This is a genomic window from Bradyrhizobium sp. (assembly GCF_030646015.1).
GTDB lineage: Bacteria > Pseudomonadota > Alphaproteobacteria > Rhizobiales > Xanthobacteraceae > Bradyrhizobium.
Map to the genome: position 1 here is coordinate 24348 of NZ_JAUSLT010000108.1, position 22674 is coordinate 47021.

Consider the following 22674-nt stretch of genomic DNA (forward strand, 5'->3'; position numbering starts at 1 on the left):
CCTTCGGATCATCCTCGAACCACCTATCCAGCGCAGGGCGACCCGCGTTGGCGCGCGCTTGACTCATCCAAGGCCATCCTCTTCTCTCCCTGCGGATCCGCCTCGAGCGGATTCCGGGGGATGAGAAAAACAAAAAATGACCGCCAAACGGAAAATGTCACCGACGCATGAAGCGCCCTATCGCGGCTTGCGGGTGCTGGACTTCGGGCAGGGCATCGCGTCGCCCTATTGCGCGATGCTGCTGGGCGTCTACGGCGCCGAGGTGATCAAGGTCGAACCGCCCGAGGGCGACTGGTCGCGCTACCTCGGAACCACCTATGGCAGCCACACCGCGCTGTCGGCGGTCTACAACAGGGGCAAGCGCAGCCTGTGCCTCGACCTGAAGCACGCCGAGGGTATCGCGATCGCCAAACGGCTCGCCGCCGAGAGCGACGTGTTGGTCGAAGGATTCCGGCCCGGCGTCGCCGCCCGGCTCGGCATCGGCTATGAGGAGCTGTCGCGCGACAATCCGGGCCTGATCTATCTCTCGGTCTCCGGCTTCGGGCAGGACGGTCCCTATTCAAAGCGTCCGGGCTCGGATTCGGTGGCGCAGGCTTTTTCCGGTCTGGTCTCGGTCAACCTCGGCAACGACAAGGTGCCGCACCGGGTCGGCCACACCATCTCCGACGTCGCCACCGGGGTCTATGCGTTCCAGGCGATCGCCACGGCATTGTTCGCTCGCGCCACCGTCGGCACCGGCCGCTGGATCGACGTCAACCTCGCGCAGTCGACCGCCGCACTGCTCGGCCACAAGGCCGCCGAATATGTACTGGAAGGCGGCGCCCCGCGCGCGCTCAACGTGCCGGCCGGCTCCTACCAGACCCGCGACGGCTGGATCATGGTCACTTTGGTCAACGAGGCGCAGTACAAGCGCCTCTGCACCGCGATCGAACGCGAGGATCTCGGCAGCGATCCGCGCTATCAGGATTTTGCCCGGCGCGCGGACTCGGCGGATACCTTGATGGCGCAGTTGCGACAGGTATTCCTGACCGAAACCAGCGAGACCTGGCTCGGCCGGCTGCACGCGGCCGATATCATCGCCGAACACATCCTCACCCCCGGCGACTGGCTGCACAATGCTCACGTCGAAGCGACGAGGGGCGCGGTCTGTCAGGATACGGCCGGCATCGGCAAGATATATACCGCGCGCACGCCGGGCATCGCGGGACCGTCCGAAGATGACCTGTGTCCGGCGCCGGATATCGGCGCGGACAGCCGCGAGGTTCTGCTCGACGCCGGATTCGATGCTGACGCCATCGACGGCCTGATCAGCGCCGGCATTGTCCGCACCTCCGCCCGCTAGGCCGGACCAACAGGAGACCATGCGCCATGGCCCAGGAACTCGTTCGCTATGCCGTCTCGGATGCGATTGCCGAGATCACGCTCGACCGCGCCCCGGTCAATGCGCTGAGCCTGGCGCTGATCGACGCGCTGCTGACGGCGCTGGCGAAGGCGCGGGACGACGACAACGTGCGCGCGGTGATTATTTGCAGCGCCCACAAGGTGTTCTGCGCCGGACTCGACCTCGATATCATCAGGGGCAAGCGCGCCACCGAAACCAAGGGATTTCTCGAGCGGCTGTATTTCGCGCTCAACGACATCCAGTACCGGATGGGCAAGCCGACCATCGCGGCCGTCGACGGCGCGGCGCGGGCCGGGGGCATGACCATCGCGATCTCCTGCGACATGGTCATTGCCGGCGATGGCGCCACCTTCGGTTATCCCGAGATCGACGTCGGCTTGATTCCGGCGCTGCACTTCGTGCAATTGCCGCGGCTGGTCGGCAAGCACCAGGCCTTTGGTCCCTTGTTCCTCGGCGATCCCTTCGACGCCGCGACCGCGTACCGCATGGGGCTCGTCAGCGAGGTGGTGCCGAAAGGGACTGCGCTGGAGCGCGCGCGGGCCATTGCGCGCCGCTTTGCCGCAAAATCGCCTGTTGTAATGAAGATCGGCCGCGACGCCTTCATGCGCGCGGTCGATGCCGACTACCGCCGCGCGGTCGAGAATGCGGCCGAGAGCTTTGCGCTTGTCGCCAGCACGGAAGATTGTCAGGAGGGGCTCAACGCCTTCGTCGAGAAGCGGGCGGCGAAATACACCGGGCGCTGACTGATCATTGACGCGAATCAACACCTGAAAAGGGGACACCATGGCAGGATTGTATTTCGAGGAGTTCGAGGTCGGCCGGGAATATCATCATGAATTCAGCCGGACCGTCACCGAGATGGACAACACCATGTTCAGCCTGATGACGATGAACCCCCAGCCGCTGCATCTCGACGCCCATTTCTCGGAAAACACCGAATTCGGCCAGCGGCTGTTCAACAGCCTCTACACGCTCGGCATCATGATCGGCATGAGCGTCTACGACACCACGCTCGGCACTACCATCGGCAATCTCGGCATGACCGACGTCAAGTTCCCGAAGCCGGTGTTTCACGGCGACACGCTGAAGTCGCATACCAAAATCATCTCCAAGCGCCTCAGCCAGTCTAGGCCGACCCAGGGCATCGTCGAGTTCGAGCACACCGCCACCAACCAGCGCGGCGAGGTGGTGGCGATCTGCCGCCGCACCGGACTGATGCATTGCAAACCGCAACCCAAGGCCTGATGAAATGCGCTCATTCCTGTTCGTTCCCGGCGACAGTCTCCGCAAATACGAAAGTGCGAAGAAGACCGCGGCCGACGCGCTGATCCTCGATCTCGAGGATTCGATCGCGCCGGACCAGAAGGTGGCCGCGCGCGGCGTTACGCGCGATATGCTCGATGCGCGAAATCCCGCCCAGAAGATCTACATTCGCGTCAATGCGCTCGATACCGGGATGACGCTCGGCGACCTCGCCGCCGTAATGCCGGGCCGGCCCGACGGGATCGTGCTGCCGAAATGCGCTGGCGCTGCCGACGTCAATCATCTGGCCTTGTATCTCGACGCCTTCGAGGCCGCGTCCGGCACCGAGCAGGGCACCACGCGGATCGTGGTGGTCGCGACCGAGACGGCGCGGGCGGTGACGAAATTGCTCGACTTCGAGGGCGCCAGCCCGCGGCTGTGGGGCATGATGTGGGGCGCGGAGGATCTCGCGGCCTCGCTCGGCGCCTCGCGCAACCGCAGCAATGGCCGTTTTCATGGGCCCTTCCTGCTGGCGCGCGATCTCTGCCTGATCAGCGCCGCCGCCATCGGCGTGGTGGCGATCGACACCATCGCCACCGACATCGACGACCTAGCCGCCCTGAAGGAAGAGGCGATCGCCGCCCGTCAGGACGGGTTCTTGTCGAAGGCCGTGATCCACCCCAAGCATGTCGACGTCGTCAACGCCGCTTTCATGCCGACGGAAGAGGAAATCGCCTGGTCGGAGAAGATCGTCAAGGCGTTCGACGACAATCCCAATTCCGGCGTGGTGAAGATCGACGGCAAGATGATCGACAAGCCGCATCTGCGCGCGGCGGTGAAGATTCTGGCGCTGGTCGGGCGCTAGGTCGCCGTCCGTAGCCCGGATGGAGTGAAATGGTCGGCGCAAAGCGCCGGCCGATGAAGCGAAATCCGGGAGCGATGCAAGAAAAGTCCCGGATTGCGCCACCGGGCGGCGCGGAGCCTGTCATCGGGCGCGCATTCGCGCGACCCGTTGGCACCGGCCCGTTTGGCTCCATCCGGGCTACGGATCCGGATTTGTGACCTCGGGGATTTGCGGATAGAAGGGGGCAGCGCCGAAGCCTTGCGCGCGCAATGATCGAATGGAGCCTCTGGTGGCAGTTTCAATGCGGATAGGCACGCGCAAGAGCACCATGGCGCTGGCCCAAACCGAGGAAATTGCCCGGCGGCTGCGGGCCGCGGCGCCCGGGCTCGAGGTCGAAATCGTCAAGTTCGAAACCGTCGGCGATACCGACCAGACCAGCAAGCTGCTGATGCATGGCGGCAAGGGCGGCGCCTTCGTCGCCGAAATCCGCGCCGCCATACGCGCGGGCAAACTGCACGCCGCGATGCATTCGCTCAAGGACATGCCGGGCAACGAGGACACGCCGGGGTTGGTGATCGGCGCGACACTCGCGCGCGATCCGCCGACCGATGCGCTGGTGCTGCGGCCCGGCGTTTCATTCGAGGAGATCAGGCGCTCTGGCGGCAAGGGTTTTCGGATCGGCACCAATGCGGTGCGCCGCGCCGCCTATGCGCGGCGGCTGTTACCGGAAATCGAGGTGATTCACTTTCGCGGCGCCGCCGACACCCGTGTGCGCAAGCTCGACAACCGCGAGCTGCAGCGGCTGCCCGGCGGCGGCGAGGTCGGTCCGGCCGACGCCTTGATCATGGCGCGCTCCGGACTGGAGCGCGTCGGTCTTTCGAACCGGATCGCCCATGAATTCTCGCCGCGCGAAATGCTGCCGGCGGCAGGGCAGGGCATCGTCGCGGTGGAATGCGCCGCCGGCGACTGGCAGACCCGGGGCTATCTGTCCTTGATCGACGATCCCTGGGCGCATCTGAGTTGCGACGCCGAGCGCGAGGTGTTGTGGGTGCTCAACGGTCACTGCAACTCGCCGATCGCGGGCTATTCCGAAATCGACGGCGTGCAGATGACGCTGACCGCCTCGGTGCTGGACGAAGCCGGCGGGCACTTCATCGAAGTCACGCGCGAAGGCCCGGCCGATCGCCCGCGGGAGTTGGGCCGCGCGGTCGGGCTCGAACTGCTGCACAAGGGCGCGGCCGAGATCATCGAGCGCAGCCGGCCGGTGTGAGTTTTTCTTCCCCTCCCCCCTTGTGGGAGAGGGTGGCTGCGATGCGAAGCATCGCAGACGGGTGAGGGGTTGCCTCAACGAGCACTGCGCCAGCGGATAGAACCCCTCATCCGGCGCTTCGCGCCACCTTCTCCCACAAGGGGAGAAGGAAGAAGGCGCTTCGCCTCACCCCCTGTAAGCCCGCACCCGCTGCACCATCTGCTCGACATGCGCGATCGGGGTTTCCGGCTGGATGCCGTGGCCGAGGTTGAAGATGAAGCGACCGCCGGCAAAATTCGCCAGCACGTCGTCGACCGCGCGGTCCAGCGCCTCGCCACCGGCGATCAGCACCAGCGGATCGAGATTGCCTTGCACGGCGACCTTGCTCTGCACGCGCTCGCGGATCAGCGACGGCTCGGCCGCCCAGTCGATGCTGACGCCATCGACGCCGGTGGCCTCGACATAGCCCGGCAGCTGCGCACCGGCGCCGCGGGGGAAGCCGATGATCTTCGCATCCGGCGCCTGCCGGCGGACGCCTTCGACGATCCGCCGGGTCGGCTCCACCGACCAGCGCTGGAATTCGCGCGGCGGTAGCACGCCGGCCCAGGTGTCGAAAATCTGCAGCACGTCGGCGCCGGCCTTGAGCTGTCCCAGCAGATAATGGATCGAGTTCTCGACCAGCACGTCGATGATCTTTGAAAACGCCTCGGGGTGGCGATAGGCCATCATCCGTGCCGGCGCCTGGTCGGGCGTGCCCTGTCCGGCCACCATGTAGGTCGCGACCGTCCACGGCGCGCCGCAGAAGCCGATCAGCGCGATTTTGGGATCGAGCTCGCGGCGCACGCGGCGCAATGCCTCATAGACCGGCTCCAACCTGGAGAAGTCGCCCTTCGAGGCCAGCGTGCCGACCTTGTCCGGTGTGTCCATGGGGTCGAGCCGCGGCCCTTCGCCGACTTCGAACCGCACCGAACGGCCGAGCGCGTAAGGGATCACCAGAATATCCGAGAAGATGATGGCGGCGTCGAAGCTGAAGCGGCGGATCGGCTGCAGCGTCACCTCCGCGGCATACTCCGGCGTGAAGCACAGGTCGAGAAAGCCGCCGGCCTTGGCGCGCAGTTCGCGATACTCGGGCAGGTAACGGCCGGCCTGCCGCATCATCCAGAGCGGCGGAACCGGCTGCCTGCGGCCCGAAAGAACTTCGACAAAGCGTTTTGTGGCAGGGATCTGGGTCAAGCGTGGTTCCGTGGTTCGACAGCTGTAATGGCCGCTCCTGATACACTGCCGTCGCGGTCTTGGCCACGGTCACCGGGCGGACGATTGACCTCCCAAATCCATCGGCATCACCGCTGGAAGACGTAGGTGCCTGGAGCATCCTCGATCGGCGCATAACCTTTTTCGCGGGCGCCCATGGCAGGCGGCGACACGCGTTCCGGCGCGGAATGGCTGGCGAGCCATTGCGCCCAATCCACCCACCATGATCCGTCTTTCGACCCGGCCGCCGCAGCCCACTCGTCCGGGTCGAGACAGGTATCGGCGTTACGCTTGAAAGCGATGCGAAAATGCCGATGCGGGTGGCCGGGCTCGCTGACGATGCCGGCGTTGTGTCCGCCGCTCGTGAGCACGAAGGTGACGTCGGTATCGGTGAGATAGTGAATCTTGTAGACCGACCGCCATGGCGCGACATGATCGCGCTCGGTTCCGACGACGAACATCGGCGCGCGGATGTTCTGGAGTGCGGCCGTTCGTCCGTCGACCATGAAGCTGCCCGCCGCGAGCTCGTTGTCGAGATAGAGCCGCTGCAGATACTCCGCATGCATCTTGTAGGGCATGCGGGTGGAGTCGGCGTTCCACGCCATCAGATCGGTCATCGGCATCCGCTCGCCCATCATGTATTCGTGCACGAGCCGCGACCAGATCAGGTCGTTGGTGCGCAGAAGCTCGAAGGAGCCTGCCATCTGGTCGGCGGAGAGATAGCCCTTGTTCCACATCATGCTCTCCAGAAAATGCATCTGGCTGTGGTCGATGAAGAGGGCGAGCTCACCGGGTTTGGTGAAGTCGGTCTGGGCTGCGAGCAGAGTGACGGTCGCCAGGCGGTCGTCGCCGGCGCGGGCCATGGCGGCGGACGCGATCGATAGCAGCGTTCCGCCAAGGCAATACCCCGTCGCATGGACCTTGCGCCCGGGAACGATGGCGCTGACGGCCTCGAGCGCGGCCATGACGCCGGAACGCCGGTAGTCGTCCAGGGTAAGCTCGCGATCTTCGGCGCCTGGATTGCGCCAGGAGATGCAGAAGACGGTGTGGCCCCGTCCGACCAGATAGCGGACGAGCGAGTTCTGCGGCGACAGATCGAGAATGTAGTACTTCATGATCCAGGCCGGCACGATCAGCACCGGCTCGGCCATGACCGTCTCCGTCGATGGCGCATATTGAATCAGTTCGATCAGGTGGTTCCGGTAAACGACCTTTCCGGGCGTGACGGCGACCTCTTTGCCGGCCCTGAAATTCTCGGTGCCCATCGGTGGCTGCCTGCTGATCAGCCGGCTGGCGTCCTCCACCCAGTTCTGGAACCCGCGGATGAGGTTGGCCCCGCCGGTCTCGACGGTCTTCTCGATCACTTCGGGGTTGGTGAACGGGAAGTTCGACGGCGAGAACATGTCGAGGAACTGACGCGCGGCGAACGACACCACCTCTTCATGGTGCGGCGCGACGCCGGGCACTTCGCGGGTGACGTTGTGCCACCATTGCTGATTGAGCAGGAAGGCTTGAGCCAGGAAATTGTAGGGTTGCTTGTGCCATCCCTCGGCGCGAAACCGGTAGTCGCCCGGCAACGGCTCGATGCACGGCGGCGCATCGGGATTGCGTGCTGCAGCTGTGCAGTGAGCCATCAGACGAGCCGCTTTCCGTGACGCCTTGTCGATCAATTCCAGGCGTTTCCCGGGAGCCGACGCAAGATGAATGGACCAGTCAAAGAAGGCGAGGGCCAGCGACGCCGGAGAAATTCCTCCGGTCGACTGCGCGGTAAGCGCTTCGCGCATCCGGTCGATGGCGCGGAAGGCTTCGCTGCCGACGCTTTCCTCGGCCGGCGGCAACGATACTGATCGAGTCTGCACTGACGGAGCCTGCACGGACGGAGCCTGCAAGGACGGAGCCAGTTCCGTCTTCGTCGAAGGAAATACCAAACTCTTTCTGGACATAACCCTTTTCCAAAGCTGTGGGCGTCTGCGTTCACCCGATGAACGAGTCGCAGTCGGGGACCTGCGCGAAGAGACTTTCGTTTGAGCCGAAGCAGTCACGCACGCAAGAGATATCGACGTCGGCCGCGGTCCCGCATTCCTGCCTCATCACAAAAGTGTCACGAAAGCCGCGGCACCGCGCGCAGAAACCGCTGATGAAAACCGTGTATCCAGAGCTGGTCAATAACTGTTGACCTGGATCAAGTTGCTGACGCCGCCGTCGTTCAGACGAACGAGATCGCTTCGGCCATCTCGAGAATGCGCCGGATTTCGATCAGCGCGCGCTCGAGGTCGGCTTCGGTGGCGGGTGCCCCGAGACAGAGCCGCACGCCGAGGCTTTCGTTCTCCATGCGGCGCAACGCGCCGGGTGGGGCCAGCGTGATGCCGGCCTGGGCGGCCTGCGCGATCAGCGCCGCCAGTGTGCGGCCTGCAGGCAGCGGCAGCCAGAGATGAAAGCCCGGAACATTGTTGGTGGCCGGCAGCCATTCCCCAAGCACTCGCCGGGCGATGGCGTCACGCACCGCGGCCTTGTCGCGCTTCAGCCTGGCCTGCCGTGCCAGCCCGCCATTGTGGATCAGTCGCGCCACCACTTCGGCCATCACGGGCACCGCCATCCAGCCGGTGGCGCGCAACGCGTTGATGGCGCGATCGCGAAACGCTTCCGGCGCGATCATCGCGGCGATGCGCAGGCCCGGCGCCAGGCATTTGGCGAAACTGACGATGTAGAAACTGCGTTCGGGAATCAGCCGCGAGATCGGGGGGAGCGGCGGTGACAGCAGATATCCGTAGGCGTCATCCTCCAGTAGCCAGGCGTCGTGCCGGCGCACGATCCCGGCGATCTCCTGCCGGCGCGACAGCGGCATCACCGATCCCGTAGGGGTCTGCAGCGTCGGCATGCAATAGAGCACGCGCGCGCGCGTTTCGGTGAATGCGCGATCGAGATTTTCCGGGATCAGCCCGTGCGCGTCGGTGGCGACGCCGTGCAGCCGATAGCCCGACTGCGCCGACAGCGCCAGCATGCCGGAATAGGTGTAGCTCTCGGTCAGCACGGTGTCGCTGGATGCTGCGACCATGCCGAGCGCGATCGACAGCGCATGCTGCCCGCCATGGGTGATGAAGAGCTGGTCGGCATCCGTGGTGACGCCGAGCGAAGTCAGCCAGGTCGCCATCGCCTCGCGATGCCTTGGTAGACCCTGGTGCGGCAAATAACCGAGCAGGTTCGACAACTCGCCGTCGGCGACGATGTCCGACAGCACGGATGCAATGACGTCGTCCTCGCCGGTATAGGGCGGGACATTCAGCGCCAGGTTGATCGTCGCCTCCGACGCGCCGGGGCCGCGCGCTTCCGGCCGCCGCCGCTGCACGAAGGTGCCGCGCCCGACTTCGCCTGATATCAATCCGCGCTGTTCGGCTTCCGCATAGGCCTTTGAAATGGTCCCGACGCTGAGATCGAGCCGCTGCGCCATGTCACGCTGCGGCAATAGCCGCATGCCGGGCTTGACCCGGCCGGCGCCGATATCGGCCTCGAGTGCGGCAACGAAGGCGAGATAGCGTGGCCCGGGGAGCGAGGCGAGGCTGGGTACCCAGTCGGTCATGTCTCGTTATCCGCGGGACGTCGTTGCGAGTCATTCGATGAGTAGTACAATTGAAGGATTGTTGCAATATTTGATACAGGCTGATGGCCATTTTCGGCCCAATCCAGTCGTTGCAGCCGGGTTTGGTACAGTTATGGCATTGTTATATTGAGATTTTCTCCAAGACCTTCAGTGATTGTTCATTTGTCAAATTGCACCAACTCAATCACACATAATTCGTCGATTGCCTCAGTTTGGGTTTGACAATTTCCGGCCGTGGCTTCTATCGTTCGAGCCAAGGCAGCGCTTCGCACAAGCTGTCCGCAACAATGGGAGCGCGTGTTGAACGGTCCAATCCGGATCCCCGAGGCCGCAAAAGCCTGTACCGGAAATGCGATGCTCTCGTTGCCGGCGATCGCCGGCCTGCCGCGGGGCTAGCGGATGAAGCCCGCACCCTTCGATTATGTCAGGCCGGAGACGCTCGCCGAAGCCTGTGCGCTGCTGGCCGGCGACGAGGATGCGCGGGTTATCGCCGGCGGACAGACGCTGGTGCCGATGCTGGCGATGCGGCTGGCGCGTCCCGCAAAACTGATCGATATTTTGCGCCTGCCGGAGCTTGCGGGGATCCGCGAGGAAGACGGCGCGGTCATCGTCGGCGCCACCACGCGCCAGGCGATAGCCGAGCGCGATCCCGTGATCCGCGCCTCGGTGCCGATGCTGGCCCGGGTGCTGCCATGGGTCGGACATCCGCCGACCCGCAACCGCGGCACTGTCGGCGGCTCGATCGCCAATGCCGATCCGTCGGCCGAGATTCCGCTGGTTGCCGTCACGCTCGGCGCCGAGATCCTGCTGGCTACTCCCGATGGCCCGGCATCGATGTCATCGGATGACTTCTTCATCGGGCCGATGCTGACGACGATCGGGCAGGGCGAGTGCGTGCGCGCGATCCGCTTTCCAGTCTGGCCGCATAAGCGCATCGGTACGGGCTTTTTCGAGATCAGCGCGCGCAAGTCGGATTTTGCCTTCGTTGCGGCCGCCGCACAGGTCGCGCTCGATGACGACGGTCACTGCCTTGAAGTCGCGCTCGGCGTCGGCGGCGTCGGCGACCGGCCGTTGCGGCTCGATGTATCCCAGCTCAATGGCACCAGACTGGATGCCGCATCGATATCCGGCGCGATCAACGCCGCATCCGGCGACATCGACGCGATGAGCGACTTGCACGCCAGCGCCGCCTATCGCCGCCGTGTCGCGGTCACGCTTGGCATTCGCGCCCTCGAAGCGGCGCGCGACAACGCCGCTGCTACGCAAAGGAAGGGCGCGCGATGAAAGTCGATCTGCGCATCAATGGCATCAATCGTTCCGCCGAGGTCGAGCCGCGCAAGACGCTGCTCGACGTGCTGCGCGAGAATTTTCTGCTCAACGGCACCCATGCCGGCTGCGAGCATGGCGTCTGCGGCGCCTGCACGGTGCTGGTCGATGGCGAGCCGGTGCGGTCCTGCCTGATGTTCGCGGTGCAGGCCGACGGCTACGAGATCACCACCATCGAGGGCCTGGCGCCGGCGCCGGGCGAACTCAGCGTGATCCAGGATGCCTTCTGCGAAACCCATGGCCTGCAGTGTGGTTACTGCACGCCGGGCATGATCCTGGCCGCGCATGCCTTGTTGCAGAACACGCTGACGCCGACCCGCGAAGACATTGCCGAGGCGATCTCCGGCAATATTTGCCGCTGCACCGGCTACGGGCAAATCATCGAGGCGGTGCAGTTTGCCGCCGACCGCCTGCGCGTCGCCAATACGCCGCGCCCGGCGGCATTGGCGGAAAAGCCAATCGTGGAGGCGAAATGAGCGCCGATCCCGCCGCCTTCCGCTTTGTCTCGACCAACCGCCGCGTCCGCGAGGATCGCCGCTTCGTTGCAGGCCAAGGCCACTTCGTCGCCGATGTCGCGCTCGAAGGCCTGCTGCATGTGGCGATCCTGCCGTCGCAGCATCCGGCCGCGCGCATCGTCTCGATCGATGTCTCGGCGGCGCTGGCGATGCCGGGCGTGCATTACGTGCTGACAGGCGATGAGCTTGCGGCGGCGACCGATCCGCTGATGAACGGGCTGGATACGCCGAACGTCCGGCGTCATCCGCTCGCCGTCGGACAGACCCGCTATGCCGGCGAATGGGTGGTGGCCGTGGTCGCGGAAAGCCGTGCGCTCGCCGAGGACGCCACCGAAAAGGTTCGCGTTATTTATGAGCCGTTGCCATTCGTAATGACTGCGGCAGAAGCGCTGAAGCCGGACAGCCCGCCGGTACATCCGGCCCACGGCTCCAACGTGCTGCTCGACCGCACTTTCGTGTGGGGCGAGGTCGAAAAACATTTTGCCGCGAGCCCTCGAAAACTGTCGTTCCGCGTCACCTGGGGACGCAGCTCCACCGTTCCGATCGAGACTTTTGGCGTGGCCGCCTCCTGGGATCCGTGGCGCGACATGCTGGATGTGTGGGCGTCGATCCAGATGCCGAAATACCCTGATCAAATCGCGCGCGCCTTGCGGATCCCCGCCAATAACGTCCGCGTCCATCAGGATGTCGACGTCGGCGGCAGCTACGGCGTCAAGCGCGGCATCAAGCAGACCGTGCTGGTGGCGCATCTGGCGCGGCGGCTCGGCCGTCCGGTGCGGCTGATCGAGGACCGGCTGGAAAACATGCGCGGCGGCGACGCGCACGGCCCGGAGCGCATTTTCGACGTCGACGTCGCCTTCAACGACGACGGCATCGTCAGGTCGATGAAGATCCGCGCGCTGGACAATGCCGGCGCCTATGCCGGCCGCGCCCCGTTCCAGCTCGGCAAACCGATCGGCGCCATCGTCGGTCCTTACCAGATCGAAAGCGTGCAGTACCGCGCGCAGTCGGTGACCTCGAACAAGGCCGTGCAGGAAGCAGTGCGTGGCTTCGGCCAGGCGCCGACCAACTACGCGATCGAGACCGCGATCGACAAGGTCGCCGCCGCCACCGGCCTCGCGCGTATCGAGGTGCGCCGCCGCAACTTCATCCGCAAGGACCAGTTTCCTTACCTGATCCCGAGCGGCAGCACCTATGACAGCGGCGACTACCACACCGTGGTCGACAAGGTGTTCGCGCATATCGATTTCGCATCGATGGAGAAGGAGCGCGACCGCCTGCGTGCCTCCGGCCTGCTGGCCGGCATCGGCATCGCGGCGTGTCTGGAGCCGTCAGGCGCCAATTCATCGTTCGAGCCGCTGCTGAACGAAAAGAACACCACCACGACCTGGATGGATTCCTGCCGCATCGTTGTCGACGCGCTCGGATTCGTCACGGTGACCATCCACAACACCTCGTCGGGGCAGGGCCACGAGACCCTGGTGTCGACGGTGGTCGGCGAAGTCCTGCAGATCGATCCCGACCTGATCCGGGTGATCCGGCCGGATTCGCTGGCGTGCCTGCCGTCCAACTCGCCGGTCGGCAGCCGCATGGCCATCATGCTCGGCGGCGCGGCGTTTCATGCCGCGCAGAAGCTGAAGACGAAGCTGACACGGATCGGCGCGCATCAGTTCGGCGTGGCCGATGACAAGGCCGCCTACGCCAATGGCAGCGTCGCAAGTAACGACAAGCAGCTTGCCTGGATCGACCTCGTCACGATAGCGCATCGCCAGTATCACATGCTTCCCGAGGGCATGGAGCCCGGGCTCGAAAGCACGCATGTGATGCAGGTGCCGACCGGTGGCACGCTGCCGAAGGACGGGCGGGTGCAGATGTATCCGTGCCATTCCTTCGAGTTTCACGTGGTGCTGATGGCGATCGATCCCGCCCTCGGCAAGCCCGAGATCCGGCGTTACGTGATCGGGCATGACTGCGGCACCGTGATCAACCCGCACATCGTCAAGGGCATGACGCTGGGCGGCCTCGCGCATGGTCTCGGCGCCGCGCTGCTGGAGGAGTTCGTCTATGACGACGAAGGCCACCTGATGACCCAGAGTTTCATGGATTATCTGCTGCCGTCCGCGCACGAGGTGCCGGAGGTCGAGATCGTGCACCACTGCACGCCGTCGCCGTTCACGGTGTTCGGCCAAAAGGGTTCGGGCGAAAGCGGCTATCTTGGCGCGCCCGCGGCGATCTCGGCCGCGGTCAATGACTGCGTCAGTCCGCTCGGCATTTCCTTCAACAAGCTGCCCATCCGCATTTCCGCATCGGCGATGCCATCGCCGACGCGCAACAAGGCAAACCGCAAGAGCAAGCCAAATGATCATCGACTGCCACGCCCATCTGGTGCCGCCGAGCCTGCTGGAATCGATCCGCTCGCAGGCCGCGCAATTCCCGTCGATCCGCCTGATCGAGGAAGGCGGCAGCCTCGGATTCTCCTTCGCCGGCGGCAAGCCGACCCGGCCGGTGTCGAAACCGCTGAGCGATCTGCCCGCCCGCCTGAAATGGATGGACGAACAGAAAATCGAGCGTCAGGTGGTCGGCGGCTGGCTCGATATGTTCGCCTACGAAGTGCCGGCGGCGGAGGGCGCGGTCTGGTCGCGCCTGATCAATACCCATCTGGCGCAGACCGCGATGCGCGAACCGCGCTTCGTGCCGCTCGCCACCGTGCCGCTGCAGGACGGCGCGCGCGCCGCCGAAGTGCTGCGCGAGGCGCATGCCGCGGGCTTTAAAGGCACGATGATCGGGACCCAACCGAAAGGCAAAGGCGGCGTGCTCGACGATCCCGCGCTGACACCGTTCTGGGAAGCCGCCAATGAATTGGGCTCGATCGTCTTCATCCATCCGGTGTTCGAGAGCGGCGACGATCGCGTCCATGATTACGGCATGGCCAATGCGGTCGGACGCATCACCGATACGCTGATCGCGATGTCGCGGCTGATCTATGCCGGCCATGTCACCCGCTACGCCAATGCCAGGATCGTCGCCGGCATCGGCGGCGCGGCGCTGCCTTACGTGATCGGCCGGCTGCGCCGCAACTATTCGCTCGACAAGGAAAAACTCGGCGATCCCGACGCGGCGCTGGCCGCTATGTATTACGACACCATCGTGCAGGATCCCCGTACGTTGCGCTACCTCGCCGACATCGTCGGGGCCGAACGGATCATGATGGGGTCGGACATGCCGTTCCCGATCGGCGATCTCGCGCCGACCAAAATCGTCGCCGAGACCCGGTTCTCCGATGCCGAGCGCGCCGCCATCAATGGCGGTTTGGCGCAGCGGCTGTTCGGGCTGTAAGGGGCGCTCGCCATGAAGCTCGATATCGGCGGTGTCGAAACCATAGGGGTACCGGTCGAAGCGCTGTGGAAGGCGCTCAACGATCCCGCCGTGCTGACGCGCTGCATTCCTGGCTGCAAGACCATGACCGAGATCGCGCCCGATGCCTACAAGGTCGAGCTGCAGCTCCGCGTCGCCGCGGTCGGCGGTTCGTTCGAGGGCGAGATTTCGCTGGCGGACAAGACGCCGCCCAAAACCTGCAGCATCAAGGTGTCCGGCGCCGGCACGCTGGGCCATGGCAATGGCAGCGCGCGGTTCGAGATCGCGCCGGAAGGACCCGATACCTCCCGGCTGACCTTTCAGGGCAATGGCGAGATCGGCGGCCTGGTGGCCGGCGTCGGCCAGCGGATTTTGAGCAGCGTCTCGAAGCACCTGGTCGGGCGGTTCTTTGTCGCACTTCGCAAAGAAGTGGAGACACCGGCCGAGGGCGCTGCATAACTGCGTTTAACGAAAAAAGCTTTTGGGAGGATAGCCATGAATAGAGTTCGTTTTGGTGTAGCCTGCATTTCGGCATTGTTGTTGAGCACGCCGGCTCTGGCGCAAGCGCCCGAGCCGCTCTCGATCGTCGTGTTCAGCCCGCCTTCGCTCGGCGCGTTCCTGCCGCCCGTGATCAAGGCGCAGAAGCTCGACGAGAAGCATGGCCTTGCCATCAAGTTCGAGGAGCGCACGCCCGACGCCTACACCGCGCAATTCAATTCCGGCGAATTCAAGCTCGGCGGCAGCGCGTCGCTGATGACCGTCGGCCTTGCCGATATCCGCGGCGTCAAGGTGACGTATTTGTTCAACCTGTTCGACTTCTGGGGCGCGGTCGTCACCGCGCGGCCCGAGATCAAGACGCTCAGGGATCTCGAAGGCAAGGACGTCGCCGCGGCCAAGGGCACCACCAACTGGGTGATGTTCGACTGGTTCGCCCGCCAGCTCGGCGCCGATACCTCGAAATTCCAGGTGGTCAATACCGCGACCCCCGGCCTGATCGGCTACGCGCTGGCCGATCGCGCCACGGCGGTGCAGCTCTGGGAGCCCGCCTATACTACGCTGCTGTCGAAGAAGCCGGAGATGCGGACCATCGACCTTGCGATCGCCGACAGCTGGAAGAAATTCACCGGCAGCCGCAACATTCCCTATCTCGGCGTCGCCGCGCATATCGACTGGGCGGAGAAGAACCCGAAGCTGGTCGAAAAGCTGTACGCCGCCTACAAGGAAGCTTCCGTATGGGTCACGGCTCACCCCGATGACGCGGCGAAGTTGATCCTTCCCAAGGGCACGCCCGACGACCACAAGGCGATCGCCGAACTCATTCGCGCCAATGACCGGCTCGGCATGAACGTGCAGTGGGCCTCCGACGTGCGCAAGGAAATCAATTCGGTCTATCAGGCCGGCAAGGCGATTGCGCATTTCCCGTCGGATCCTTCTCCCGCGACGATCTACCAGGCGCCGGGCAAATGAGCGAAACCGCCTCCCAGGCCGGATCGACGCCGCCCACCATGCTGTCCGCGGCGGCGAAGCGGCTGTGGGAGTCGGTACTGCCTTTCATCGTGGTGATTGCGCTCTGGCAATTCGCCTCGCTGTTCTTTCCGCGGTTTCTGTTTCCATCGCTGATCGACGTGTTCTGGCGCTGCCTGGAGATTTTTGCCGACGGATCGATGTTCAAGGATGTGGCGGTCACGATCTATCGCATCATGGCGGGGCTCGCCGGCTCCTTCGTCATCGGCGCCGCGCTGGCGCTGCTGATGGTGCGCTCCCGCGCCGTCGACAAGTTCCTGTCGCCGATCCTGACGCTGTTCCAGGGCATCCCGGCCTTGTCCTGGGTGGTGTTCGCCATCATCTGGTTTCACGGCGTGGAGTTTCGCATTCTCTTCATCATGGTGCTGACGACGCTGCCAGCCTTCACCTTCCAGGTGCTGGGCGCACTGCGCGGCATGTCGCGCGATCTGATGGAAATGGTGTTCAGCTTCCGGCCCTCTCGGGCAAAACTGTTCCGGGTGATGATCCTGCCCGCGATCCTGCCGGACATTCTTACCGCCTGGAAAGTCAATCTCGGCAACGCCTCGCGCGTGGTCGTGGTCGCCGAACTGGTCGGCGCCACCGGCGGCGTCGGCTATCAATTGCTGCTGCAGCAGCAGCTGTTCGACATGGCCGGCGCGCTGGCCTGGACGTTGCAGCTGGTGTTCTTCGTGCTGATCGTGCAGGGCTCCTTGACGCTGATCGAAAACATCGCGTTTCGCTATCGCGCGGTGTCGGAGCGGGCGATATGAAGGACAATGTCACGCCGGCCGAAGCCGCCATTCACCTCGTCGATGTCTCGAAGGTGTTCGGCAAGATCGGCACCGACGCCGCGTTCCGCGCCGTGGACGGTCTCAATCTGGACGTCCGCCCGGGGCAGATGCTGGCGTTGCTCGGCAAGACCGGCTGCGGCAAGTCGACCATCTTCAACATGATCGCGGGCCTGACCGCGCCGAGCAGCGGCACGGTGCGGGTCGACGGCCGCGATCCCTTCGCCGAGTTCGATTCCTTTCGCGGCAAGATGGCGATCGTGTTCCAGAACGACCGTCTGCTGCCATGGCGCACCGCGATCCAGAACGTCGAACTCGGGCTCGAGATGCTGGAGGTACCGGTCGCCGAGCGCCGCGCGACCGCGCAGCTGTGGCTGACCAAACTCGGGCTCGGCGGCCACGAGAACGACTATCCGCACGCGCTGTCCGGCGGCATGCGCCAGCGCGTCTCGATCGCGCGCGCCTTTGCCACCAACGCCAACATCCTGCTCTGCGACGAACCGTTCTCGGCGCTCGATGAATCCACCGCCGGACGGCTGCGCGCCGAATTCGTCAGACTGGTGAAGGAAAACGGCAAGACCGCCGTCTTCATCACCCATTCGATTCGCGAAGCCCTCGAGATCGGCGACCGCATCGTGGTGCTGAAACGCCCCGCGATGATCGCCTATGACGTCAGCTTCGATGCCGACACCGGCCCGGAGGAACGCGAGGACATCAGGAGCCGGATCGTCGAGGTGCTGGCGGTGTGAGGGGCGACGCTGGCACCCGAAGCAGAACTCGTAAATCCATCGGGTTGGCGGATGTGCGCTTTGGTGCGGATTGCGGACTCAAGCAAGGTATGGCGCCTGTCCGAAAACTGCCGACAGCGGAAATGAGCCATTCGATCACCTTGTCGGCGACGGCAACGAGCGATTGTGGCATCCTTTTATCGGGATCCTCGGCCGAGGCGCAATTCCTCTTTGCGGAAAGCCTCAACCGCGCGTTTTTCGGCACCCTCAGTTCGGTCGCACATGGCAGACATGCTGCAGTATGGCTCACTCGTCCTAGGCTTGGCTGGCTCGTTTTCGGCCTTGGCGCGTTCCGGTCGGTACCGCGCGGCTGACCGCTTCTTGAGCTTTCTTTCACATTCATTATTCCCGTTGAGGAATAAGCCTGCGCCGCAGGTCATCGTGACGCAGCGTTCACCGTCAGCTTTGAAGCCGTGATCGCAGGTCAAGCGGCAAAAATGCGCCGGCTTCTCCTTGATCACCTTCAGAACCTCGAGACGGGCGAGTTCCCCGTCGAGCTTCGTGCCGGCACGCGCGTTGAACAGGTCCAGCGAGCGTCGCGATGCTGCGTTCCATTCGCCATCGACCGAACCGGAAAAGCATCCGACTCGCCGCAACTCGGTGTGGATCGATTGAGCAATCTCCCGCGACGAAAGCTCTCGTTCGGCCGAAGCTGTCTCGGTGGGAAGCGATGCGACTTGTTGGGGCACCTTGGGCTCCGGAGGCTTGGCTTCAGCCGTGGCTTCCCTTGAGGTGGCTTTCTCGGTTACCAATTTCTCCTCATTGAACCTGTTAGCGGCGGCCTTCTCTCCAGCTAAACGGGTTTCCACAGCTTTGTCGGCTTCGGCCTTCATCGCCGCAGCCATCTCAGCCGAGGCTTTTTCGTCGGCAAAGCGGGCCTGCTCTGCCGCAGCCGCCTTTGCTTGTTGGACCTGCTTGACTTTCTCGGCGACGAGTCTGGCATCATCGGCCGCTTTGGCTTGCGTCGCGGCCTTAGTCTGCTCGGCTTGCTTCGCGTTCTCTGTCGCCAGTCGAGCGCTATCCTCCTGCACCAACCGAAGCTTCTCGGCAGCAGCGACGCGCGATTCTTTCGAGGCGATCTTTTCCAGATGCCCCCTGGCAAGATCGGCGTAAAATCCCGAAGGATGTTGGTTCAAAAAGGAAGCCCAGATAGCCCGGCTGCCAATCTGGAGAGCCAATTCATAATCACGGCGCATTTCAGCCTGCGAATTCGACCCAGGCGTCGAGACAGCAGCCTTCGCTGGAACCAGCAGGACATCGTCGCCGCCCAGTGAACCATAAATGTATGGCTCCTGCTTGTTATCCGTCGCTTTCAGCACGTCGTCTCGAACGAACCCGAAAGCCTTGCGCAGGTCGAGCCCCGGTGTCGCCAAATGCTTCGAAAGCGCTGCCGCAAAGGGACTGTTCGTCCCGTCGCCATCAAATGCGATGAACCCCGCTTTCGCCGCAAATGCTATCATCGTGTTGGGATTTGTCGGTTCAACTTTGGCCAGCCCGCGGCCGATCGTACGTGAAGCCGCAGAACGTCTCATGATCTTGGAGAAGGGATTGTCACGGCAAGCATCGAGAATGATGAGCCGTAGTCTTTTGGCGGACTCAATAGCTACAAAAACCCGATCAAGCGAAATGGTCTCGTCATAAACGTCAACGTCGGTTTCGAGTCGAGCATCGACTGGAATTAGGTAGTTTGTATTATCCAACTCGATTCCGTGCCCCGCATAGTAGATCAAAGCCACATCGGCATCGTGGGTCTTGTTGCCAAAATCGCGCAACGCGCGCCGCATCTCTGCTGCTTTGAGATCGGACCGGGTATTTACAATATCGAACCCGGCTTTCTTAAGCGTGCCAGCGATTGTCGCAGCATCGTTCGCAGGATTAGTCAGGCGAGCAACATTTTGGTATCCAGAATTGCCGATGACCAACGCAACTCGCTTCTCAGCCAGCGCCGGTTGGCCGAACAGCGAAGTCAGCCAAACTGTTAAAAAAATAGTCCCCACGGCGCGCATCAGGAAATCCCAGATGATAACGAGCCAAGCTTCAGAGCTATCGATCACAATGCGCTAGAATCAGATTAATCTATGTGATCTCAGTCACAGTCGTGCGCGGTCTAGTGTTGCAGACTAACGCCGTGGGGGAAGCCGGTCCATCCCGGCGTCGGCGTATGAGATGCCGACGACCATGCAGGTCGGCGAAATGTTGATATCGTATGGGCAAGACTTTCCAGAATATTTCTGCAAAGGCGCTGGTTACACTAGGTTCAAAGGAACGCCTTTGCCTGAAGCCCGCTCAGTTCAACCTGAGCTCCGTGATATGCCGCGGATCCGGCTTCAGTTCGCCACGTTCCACGCGCTTGACGATATCCGTCAGCGCGGCATTGGCGTGGCAGGAGACGCCGGCCTTTTCGCCCTCGCGCACCACAAACCCGTTGAGGAATTCGATCTCGGTGCGGCGGCCCTTCTCCATGTCCTGGCCCATCGAGGGACGCTGGCCGGCGGCGGTATGCTTGCTGTCGGCGAAGCGCCGGTCGTCGCAGGCGCGCATCGCTGCTTCGTCGCCTTCGCCGGCACGCGCGATGGTCTCGGGCGCCAGGTGCAGGATCTCTTCGAGCTGATAGCCGTGCGCCTGGCCGACGCGGATCGCTTCGCTGCCGAGCCGGGTGGAGAAGCGGCGGATCGGCTCGTTGTGCAGCATCTCGCCGCCGGGCAGACCGGTGCAGGCGGAGAGCCCGTTGCCCATGGCGTTGGCCACCAGTTTCGACCAGCGTTCGCCCCATAGATTGGAAGTCGCCTTGGCGCTGTCGGCGGTGCCGACCAGGCGGCAGATTTCCTCCGCCCGTGGCGTGATACGGCCGTGCACCTCGCCGGCGCGAAACACCGTGTGGGCTGCCCCGTGCTTGCCGGCGCCGCGGTGGATGTGGCCGGGCTCGGGCAGGTTGACCGTGATGCTGCTGGCAATGCAGCCCAGCGTCTTGCCCCAGCCGACGATGCCGGCGATGGTTTCTTCATTCATGCAGTTCTGCAGCGACACCACGTAGCCATCCGGCGCCAGATATTGCTGGATCAGCATGGTGGCCCATGCCGTGTCGTAGGATTTCATGCAGATGAAGGCGATGTCGACCGGCGCTTCCCGCGCCAGCTGTTGCGCGTCGGTGACGTGCAGCGCGCGCACGGGGACGGTGAATTCCGCGACGTCTTTGGCGTGGGTGACGCGCAGGCCGTGCTTGCGCATGTGCTCGACATGCTCGGGCCATGGATCGATGAAGGTGACGTCTTCGCCGGCCTGCACCATATGGGCGCCGGCATATCCGCCGACCGCACCTGCTCCGACGATCGCTATCTTGCGGCCCATTCTGTCCTCCCGGCATTCCCTTTGCCCGAGGCTAGCGCGCCGATGGGGCTCATCACAAGCGGCGAACCGTGGCGCAGCCTGCACGGCCGCTATGCTCTGCGCTCACCTATAAGCCGTAACCATCGTGCCGGGAAAGCCGAATGATCCGGTTTACCTGTGGTCCACTCGTGCGCCTTGTGTGCACGACCGTGGGTGCAATCGGCGCCCGGCTTTCCCTGCGCCCTTCTTTCTCAAGAGGAGTGAAGCTGAAGCAAGCCTCGGGCGCATCGCGCCGCGAGAATGCGGGCGTGTATCTTCGTGCTGTTCGAAATTTTGAATCTGAGGAATGAGCGTACACCGTTCGCACAAACACCGCTGTAATCGCCCGGCGCAGACCGGGCGCCCAGTATTCCAGAGACGCCAGCGATAGAACCGAGAAGCCGCGGCGTACTGGGTCCCCCGCTTTCGCGGAGGACGACAGTTGTGGGTGTTCAGCGAGCGTGCCTTGCGATCGGCAGCTACCTCACCACCTCACTCCACTCCGGACATGCGCGCTGATCCACCGGCACCAGCCATGCCTTGTAGTTGGTCTTGTCGATGATCTCGGCCGGCAGCATGACTTTTTCCGGCAGCGGTTCCTTCTTGAGATGGCGCACCGCAGCCCGCGTGGCGGTGCAGCCGATCTTGAACATGTTGAAATCGACGGTGGCGAGAATCGCGCCGGCCTCGATCTGCTTCACCGCCGGCAGGATGCCGTTGATGCCGATCACGATCGAGCTGCGGCCGGCTTCCTTCAGCGCCTCCAGCACGCCGAGTGCCATGCCGTCATTGGCCGAGAGCGCGGCGTCGATCTGGGGATGCTCACCCAGAAATTTCGCCATCACGCGCTTGGCGTCGGGCTGCTGGTAATTGCCGACCCCGGAGCCGAGCACCTGGATACCGGGAAATTCGGCGAAGGCGCGCTGGTACCCGCGCACGCGCTCGCGGTTGGTCGGCGCGGCTGGTGTGCCCTCGATGACGACGATTTTGCCTTTGCCGCCGAGATGTTCGAACAGATATTTCGCCTCCCGGTATCCAATCTCAAAATCGTCGGCGCCGACATAGGTGACGAATTTTCCGGGAAGGGGGTTGGAGACCAGGATGATGGGTATCTTCGCCTCGTTCAGCTTCTTCACAGAGTCGATCATGGCGACGTCATCGACCGGGATGAAGATCACGGCATCCGGTTTGTCGTTCAGGGCCTGCTCCACCATCGCCTTCTGCTCCTCGACATTGTCGGGCTTTTTCGGAACCAGATGCACGACGCGCGCGCCCGCCGTCCTTGCGACCTGGTCGGCGGCGATGCGGAACGCCTCATAGGCCGGGTTGGTCGAGTTCTTGGTGAAGACGGCGATGGTCATGCCGTCCGCCGCCCGGGCGTGACCAGCGAACAAGGTGATCGAACCGACCAGCATGGTCGCAACAAGATATCGCATCGCAGCCTC

General features: G+C 63.8%; 18 protein-coding genes and 1 pseudogene. 13 read left to right on the forward strand and 6 right to left on the reverse strand.

Features of this window, described 5'->3' with window-relative positions:
- Positions 1-136: 136 nt before the first annotated feature.
- The 5 genes from Q7T45_RS17495 (at position 137) to hemC (ending at position 4758) form a co-directional block, all read left to right on the forward strand.
- A complete protein-coding gene (locus Q7T45_RS17495) occupies positions 137-1342 on the forward strand; it encodes a CaiB/BaiF CoA-transferase family protein (RefSeq protein ID WP_304872241.1) in 1206 nt (401 codons plus the stop codon).
- Positions 1343-1368: 26 nt separating this feature from the next.
- Positions 1369-2145 carry an enoyl-CoA hydratase/isomerase family protein gene (locus tag Q7T45_RS17500; protein WP_304872242.1) on the forward strand — a complete coding sequence of 259 codons (777 nt, stop codon included), beginning with the start codon at positions 1369-1371 and terminating at the stop codon, positions 2143-2145.
- Between the two features lie 40 nt (positions 2146-2185).
- Positions 2186-2647 (forward strand): MaoC family dehydratase, encoded by a 462-nt coding sequence (locus Q7T45_RS17505; protein WP_304872243.1) that lies wholly within the window; start codon positions 2186-2188, stop codon positions 2645-2647.
- 4 nt (positions 2648-2651) lie between these two features.
- The gene (locus Q7T45_RS17510; protein WP_304872244.1) at positions 2652-3509 is read left to right on the forward strand and encodes a CoA ester lyase; all 858 of its coding nucleotides are present in this window, start codon (positions 2652-2654) and stop codon (positions 3507-3509) included.
- A gap of 280 nt (positions 3510-3789) precedes the next feature.
- Positions 3790-4758: a hydroxymethylbilane synthase gene (gene hemC / locus Q7T45_RS17515; RefSeq protein WP_370691303.1), complete on the forward strand. Its 969-nt coding sequence runs from the start codon at positions 3790-3792 to the stop codon at positions 4756-4758.
- Between the two features lie 165 nt (positions 4759-4923).
- Here hemC and hemE read toward each other — a convergent pair whose 3' ends face one another.
- The 3 genes from hemE to Q7T45_RS17530 form a co-directional block, all read right to left on the reverse strand.
- On the reverse strand, positions 4924-5895 hold the full coding sequence (hemE, locus tag Q7T45_RS17520) for a uroporphyrinogen decarboxylase (RefSeq protein ID WP_370691305.1): 972 nt from the start codon (positions 5893-5895) through the stop codon (positions 4924-4926).
- A gap of 182 nt (positions 5896-6077) precedes the next feature.
- The gene (locus tag Q7T45_RS17525; protein ID WP_304872273.1) at positions 6078-7931 is read right to left on the reverse strand and encodes an alpha/beta hydrolase; all 1854 of its coding nucleotides are present in this window, start codon (positions 7929-7931) and stop codon (positions 6078-6080) included.
- A gap of 263 nt (positions 7932-8194) precedes the next feature.
- Positions 8195-9565 (reverse strand): PLP-dependent aminotransferase family protein, encoded by a 1371-nt coding sequence (locus tag Q7T45_RS17530; protein WP_304872247.1) that lies wholly within the window; start codon positions 9563-9565, stop codon positions 8195-8197.
- A 420-nt stretch (positions 9566-9985) separates the two neighbouring features.
- Between Q7T45_RS17530 and Q7T45_RS17535 the strand changes: the two genes are divergently transcribed.
- The 8 genes and pseudogenes from Q7T45_RS17535 to Q7T45_RS17570 all read left to right on the forward strand — a co-directional run bounded on the left by Q7T45_RS17535 (position 9986) and on the right by Q7T45_RS17570 (position 17824).
- Complete coding sequence (locus tag Q7T45_RS17535; RefSeq protein ID WP_304872249.1) at positions 9986-10870, forward strand: xanthine dehydrogenase family protein subunit M; 885 nt, start codon at positions 9986-9988, stop codon at positions 10868-10870.
- Positions 10867-11388 (forward strand): (2Fe-2S)-binding protein, encoded by a 522-nt coding sequence (locus Q7T45_RS17540; protein WP_304872252.1) that lies wholly within the window; start codon positions 10867-10869, stop codon positions 11386-11388. The genes Q7T45_RS17535 and Q7T45_RS17540 overlap by 4 nt, the downstream gene beginning before the upstream one ends.
- Positions 11385-13550 (forward strand): annotated as a pseudogene (locus Q7T45_RS17545) (xanthine dehydrogenase family protein molybdopterin-binding subunit); the annotation flags it as partial. The gene Q7T45_RS17540 and the pseudogene Q7T45_RS17545, both read left to right, overlap by 4 nt.
- A gap of 235 nt (positions 13551-13785) precedes the next feature.
- Positions 13786-14763, forward strand: a complete 978-nt coding sequence (locus Q7T45_RS17550; protein ID WP_304872253.1) for an amidohydrolase family protein — start codon at positions 13786-13788, stop codon at positions 14761-14763.
- Between the two features lie 12 nt (positions 14764-14775).
- Positions 14776-15240 carry a carbon monoxide dehydrogenase subunit G gene (locus tag Q7T45_RS17555; RefSeq protein ID WP_304872254.1) on the forward strand — a complete coding sequence of 155 codons (465 nt, stop codon included), beginning with the start codon at positions 14776-14778 and terminating at the stop codon, positions 15238-15240.
- A 36-nt stretch (positions 15241-15276) separates the two neighbouring features.
- Positions 15277-16248 (forward strand): ABC transporter substrate-binding protein, encoded by a 972-nt coding sequence (locus Q7T45_RS17560; RefSeq protein ID WP_304872257.1) that lies wholly within the window; start codon positions 15277-15279, stop codon positions 16246-16248.
- Positions 16245-17057 (forward strand): ABC transporter permease, encoded by an 813-nt coding sequence (locus tag Q7T45_RS17565; protein ID WP_304872259.1) that lies wholly within the window; start codon positions 16245-16247, stop codon positions 17055-17057. The genes Q7T45_RS17560 and Q7T45_RS17565 overlap by 4 nt, the downstream gene beginning before the upstream one ends.
- Complete coding sequence (locus Q7T45_RS17570) at positions 17054-17824, forward strand: ABC transporter ATP-binding protein (RefSeq protein WP_304872260.1); 771 nt, start codon at positions 17054-17056, stop codon at positions 17822-17824. Before Q7T45_RS17565 ends, Q7T45_RS17570 begins: the two co-directional genes overlap by 4 nt.
- A gap of 176 nt (positions 17825-18000) precedes the next feature.
- Here the strand turns inward: Q7T45_RS17570 and Q7T45_RS17575 are convergent, their stop codons facing one another.
- The 3 genes from Q7T45_RS17575 to Q7T45_RS17585 all read right to left on the reverse strand — a co-directional run bounded on the left by Q7T45_RS17575 (position 18001) and on the right by Q7T45_RS17585 (position 22665).
- The gene (locus Q7T45_RS17575) at positions 18001-19869 is read right to left on the reverse strand and encodes a caspase family protein (RefSeq protein ID WP_304872261.1); all 1869 of its coding nucleotides are present in this window, start codon (positions 19867-19869) and stop codon (positions 18001-18003) included.
- A 280-nt stretch (positions 19870-20149) separates the two neighbouring features.
- Positions 20150-21211 carry a ketopantoate reductase family protein gene (locus Q7T45_RS17580; protein WP_304872262.1) on the reverse strand — a complete coding sequence of 354 codons (1062 nt, stop codon included), beginning with the start codon at positions 21209-21211 and terminating at the stop codon, positions 20150-20152.
- 497 nt (positions 21212-21708) lie between these two features.
- Positions 21709-22665, reverse strand: coding sequence for a sugar ABC transporter substrate-binding protein (locus tag Q7T45_RS17585; RefSeq protein ID WP_304872263.1), 957 nt, complete (start codon positions 22663-22665; stop codon positions 21709-21711).
- Positions 22666-22674 lie beyond the last annotated feature (9 nt).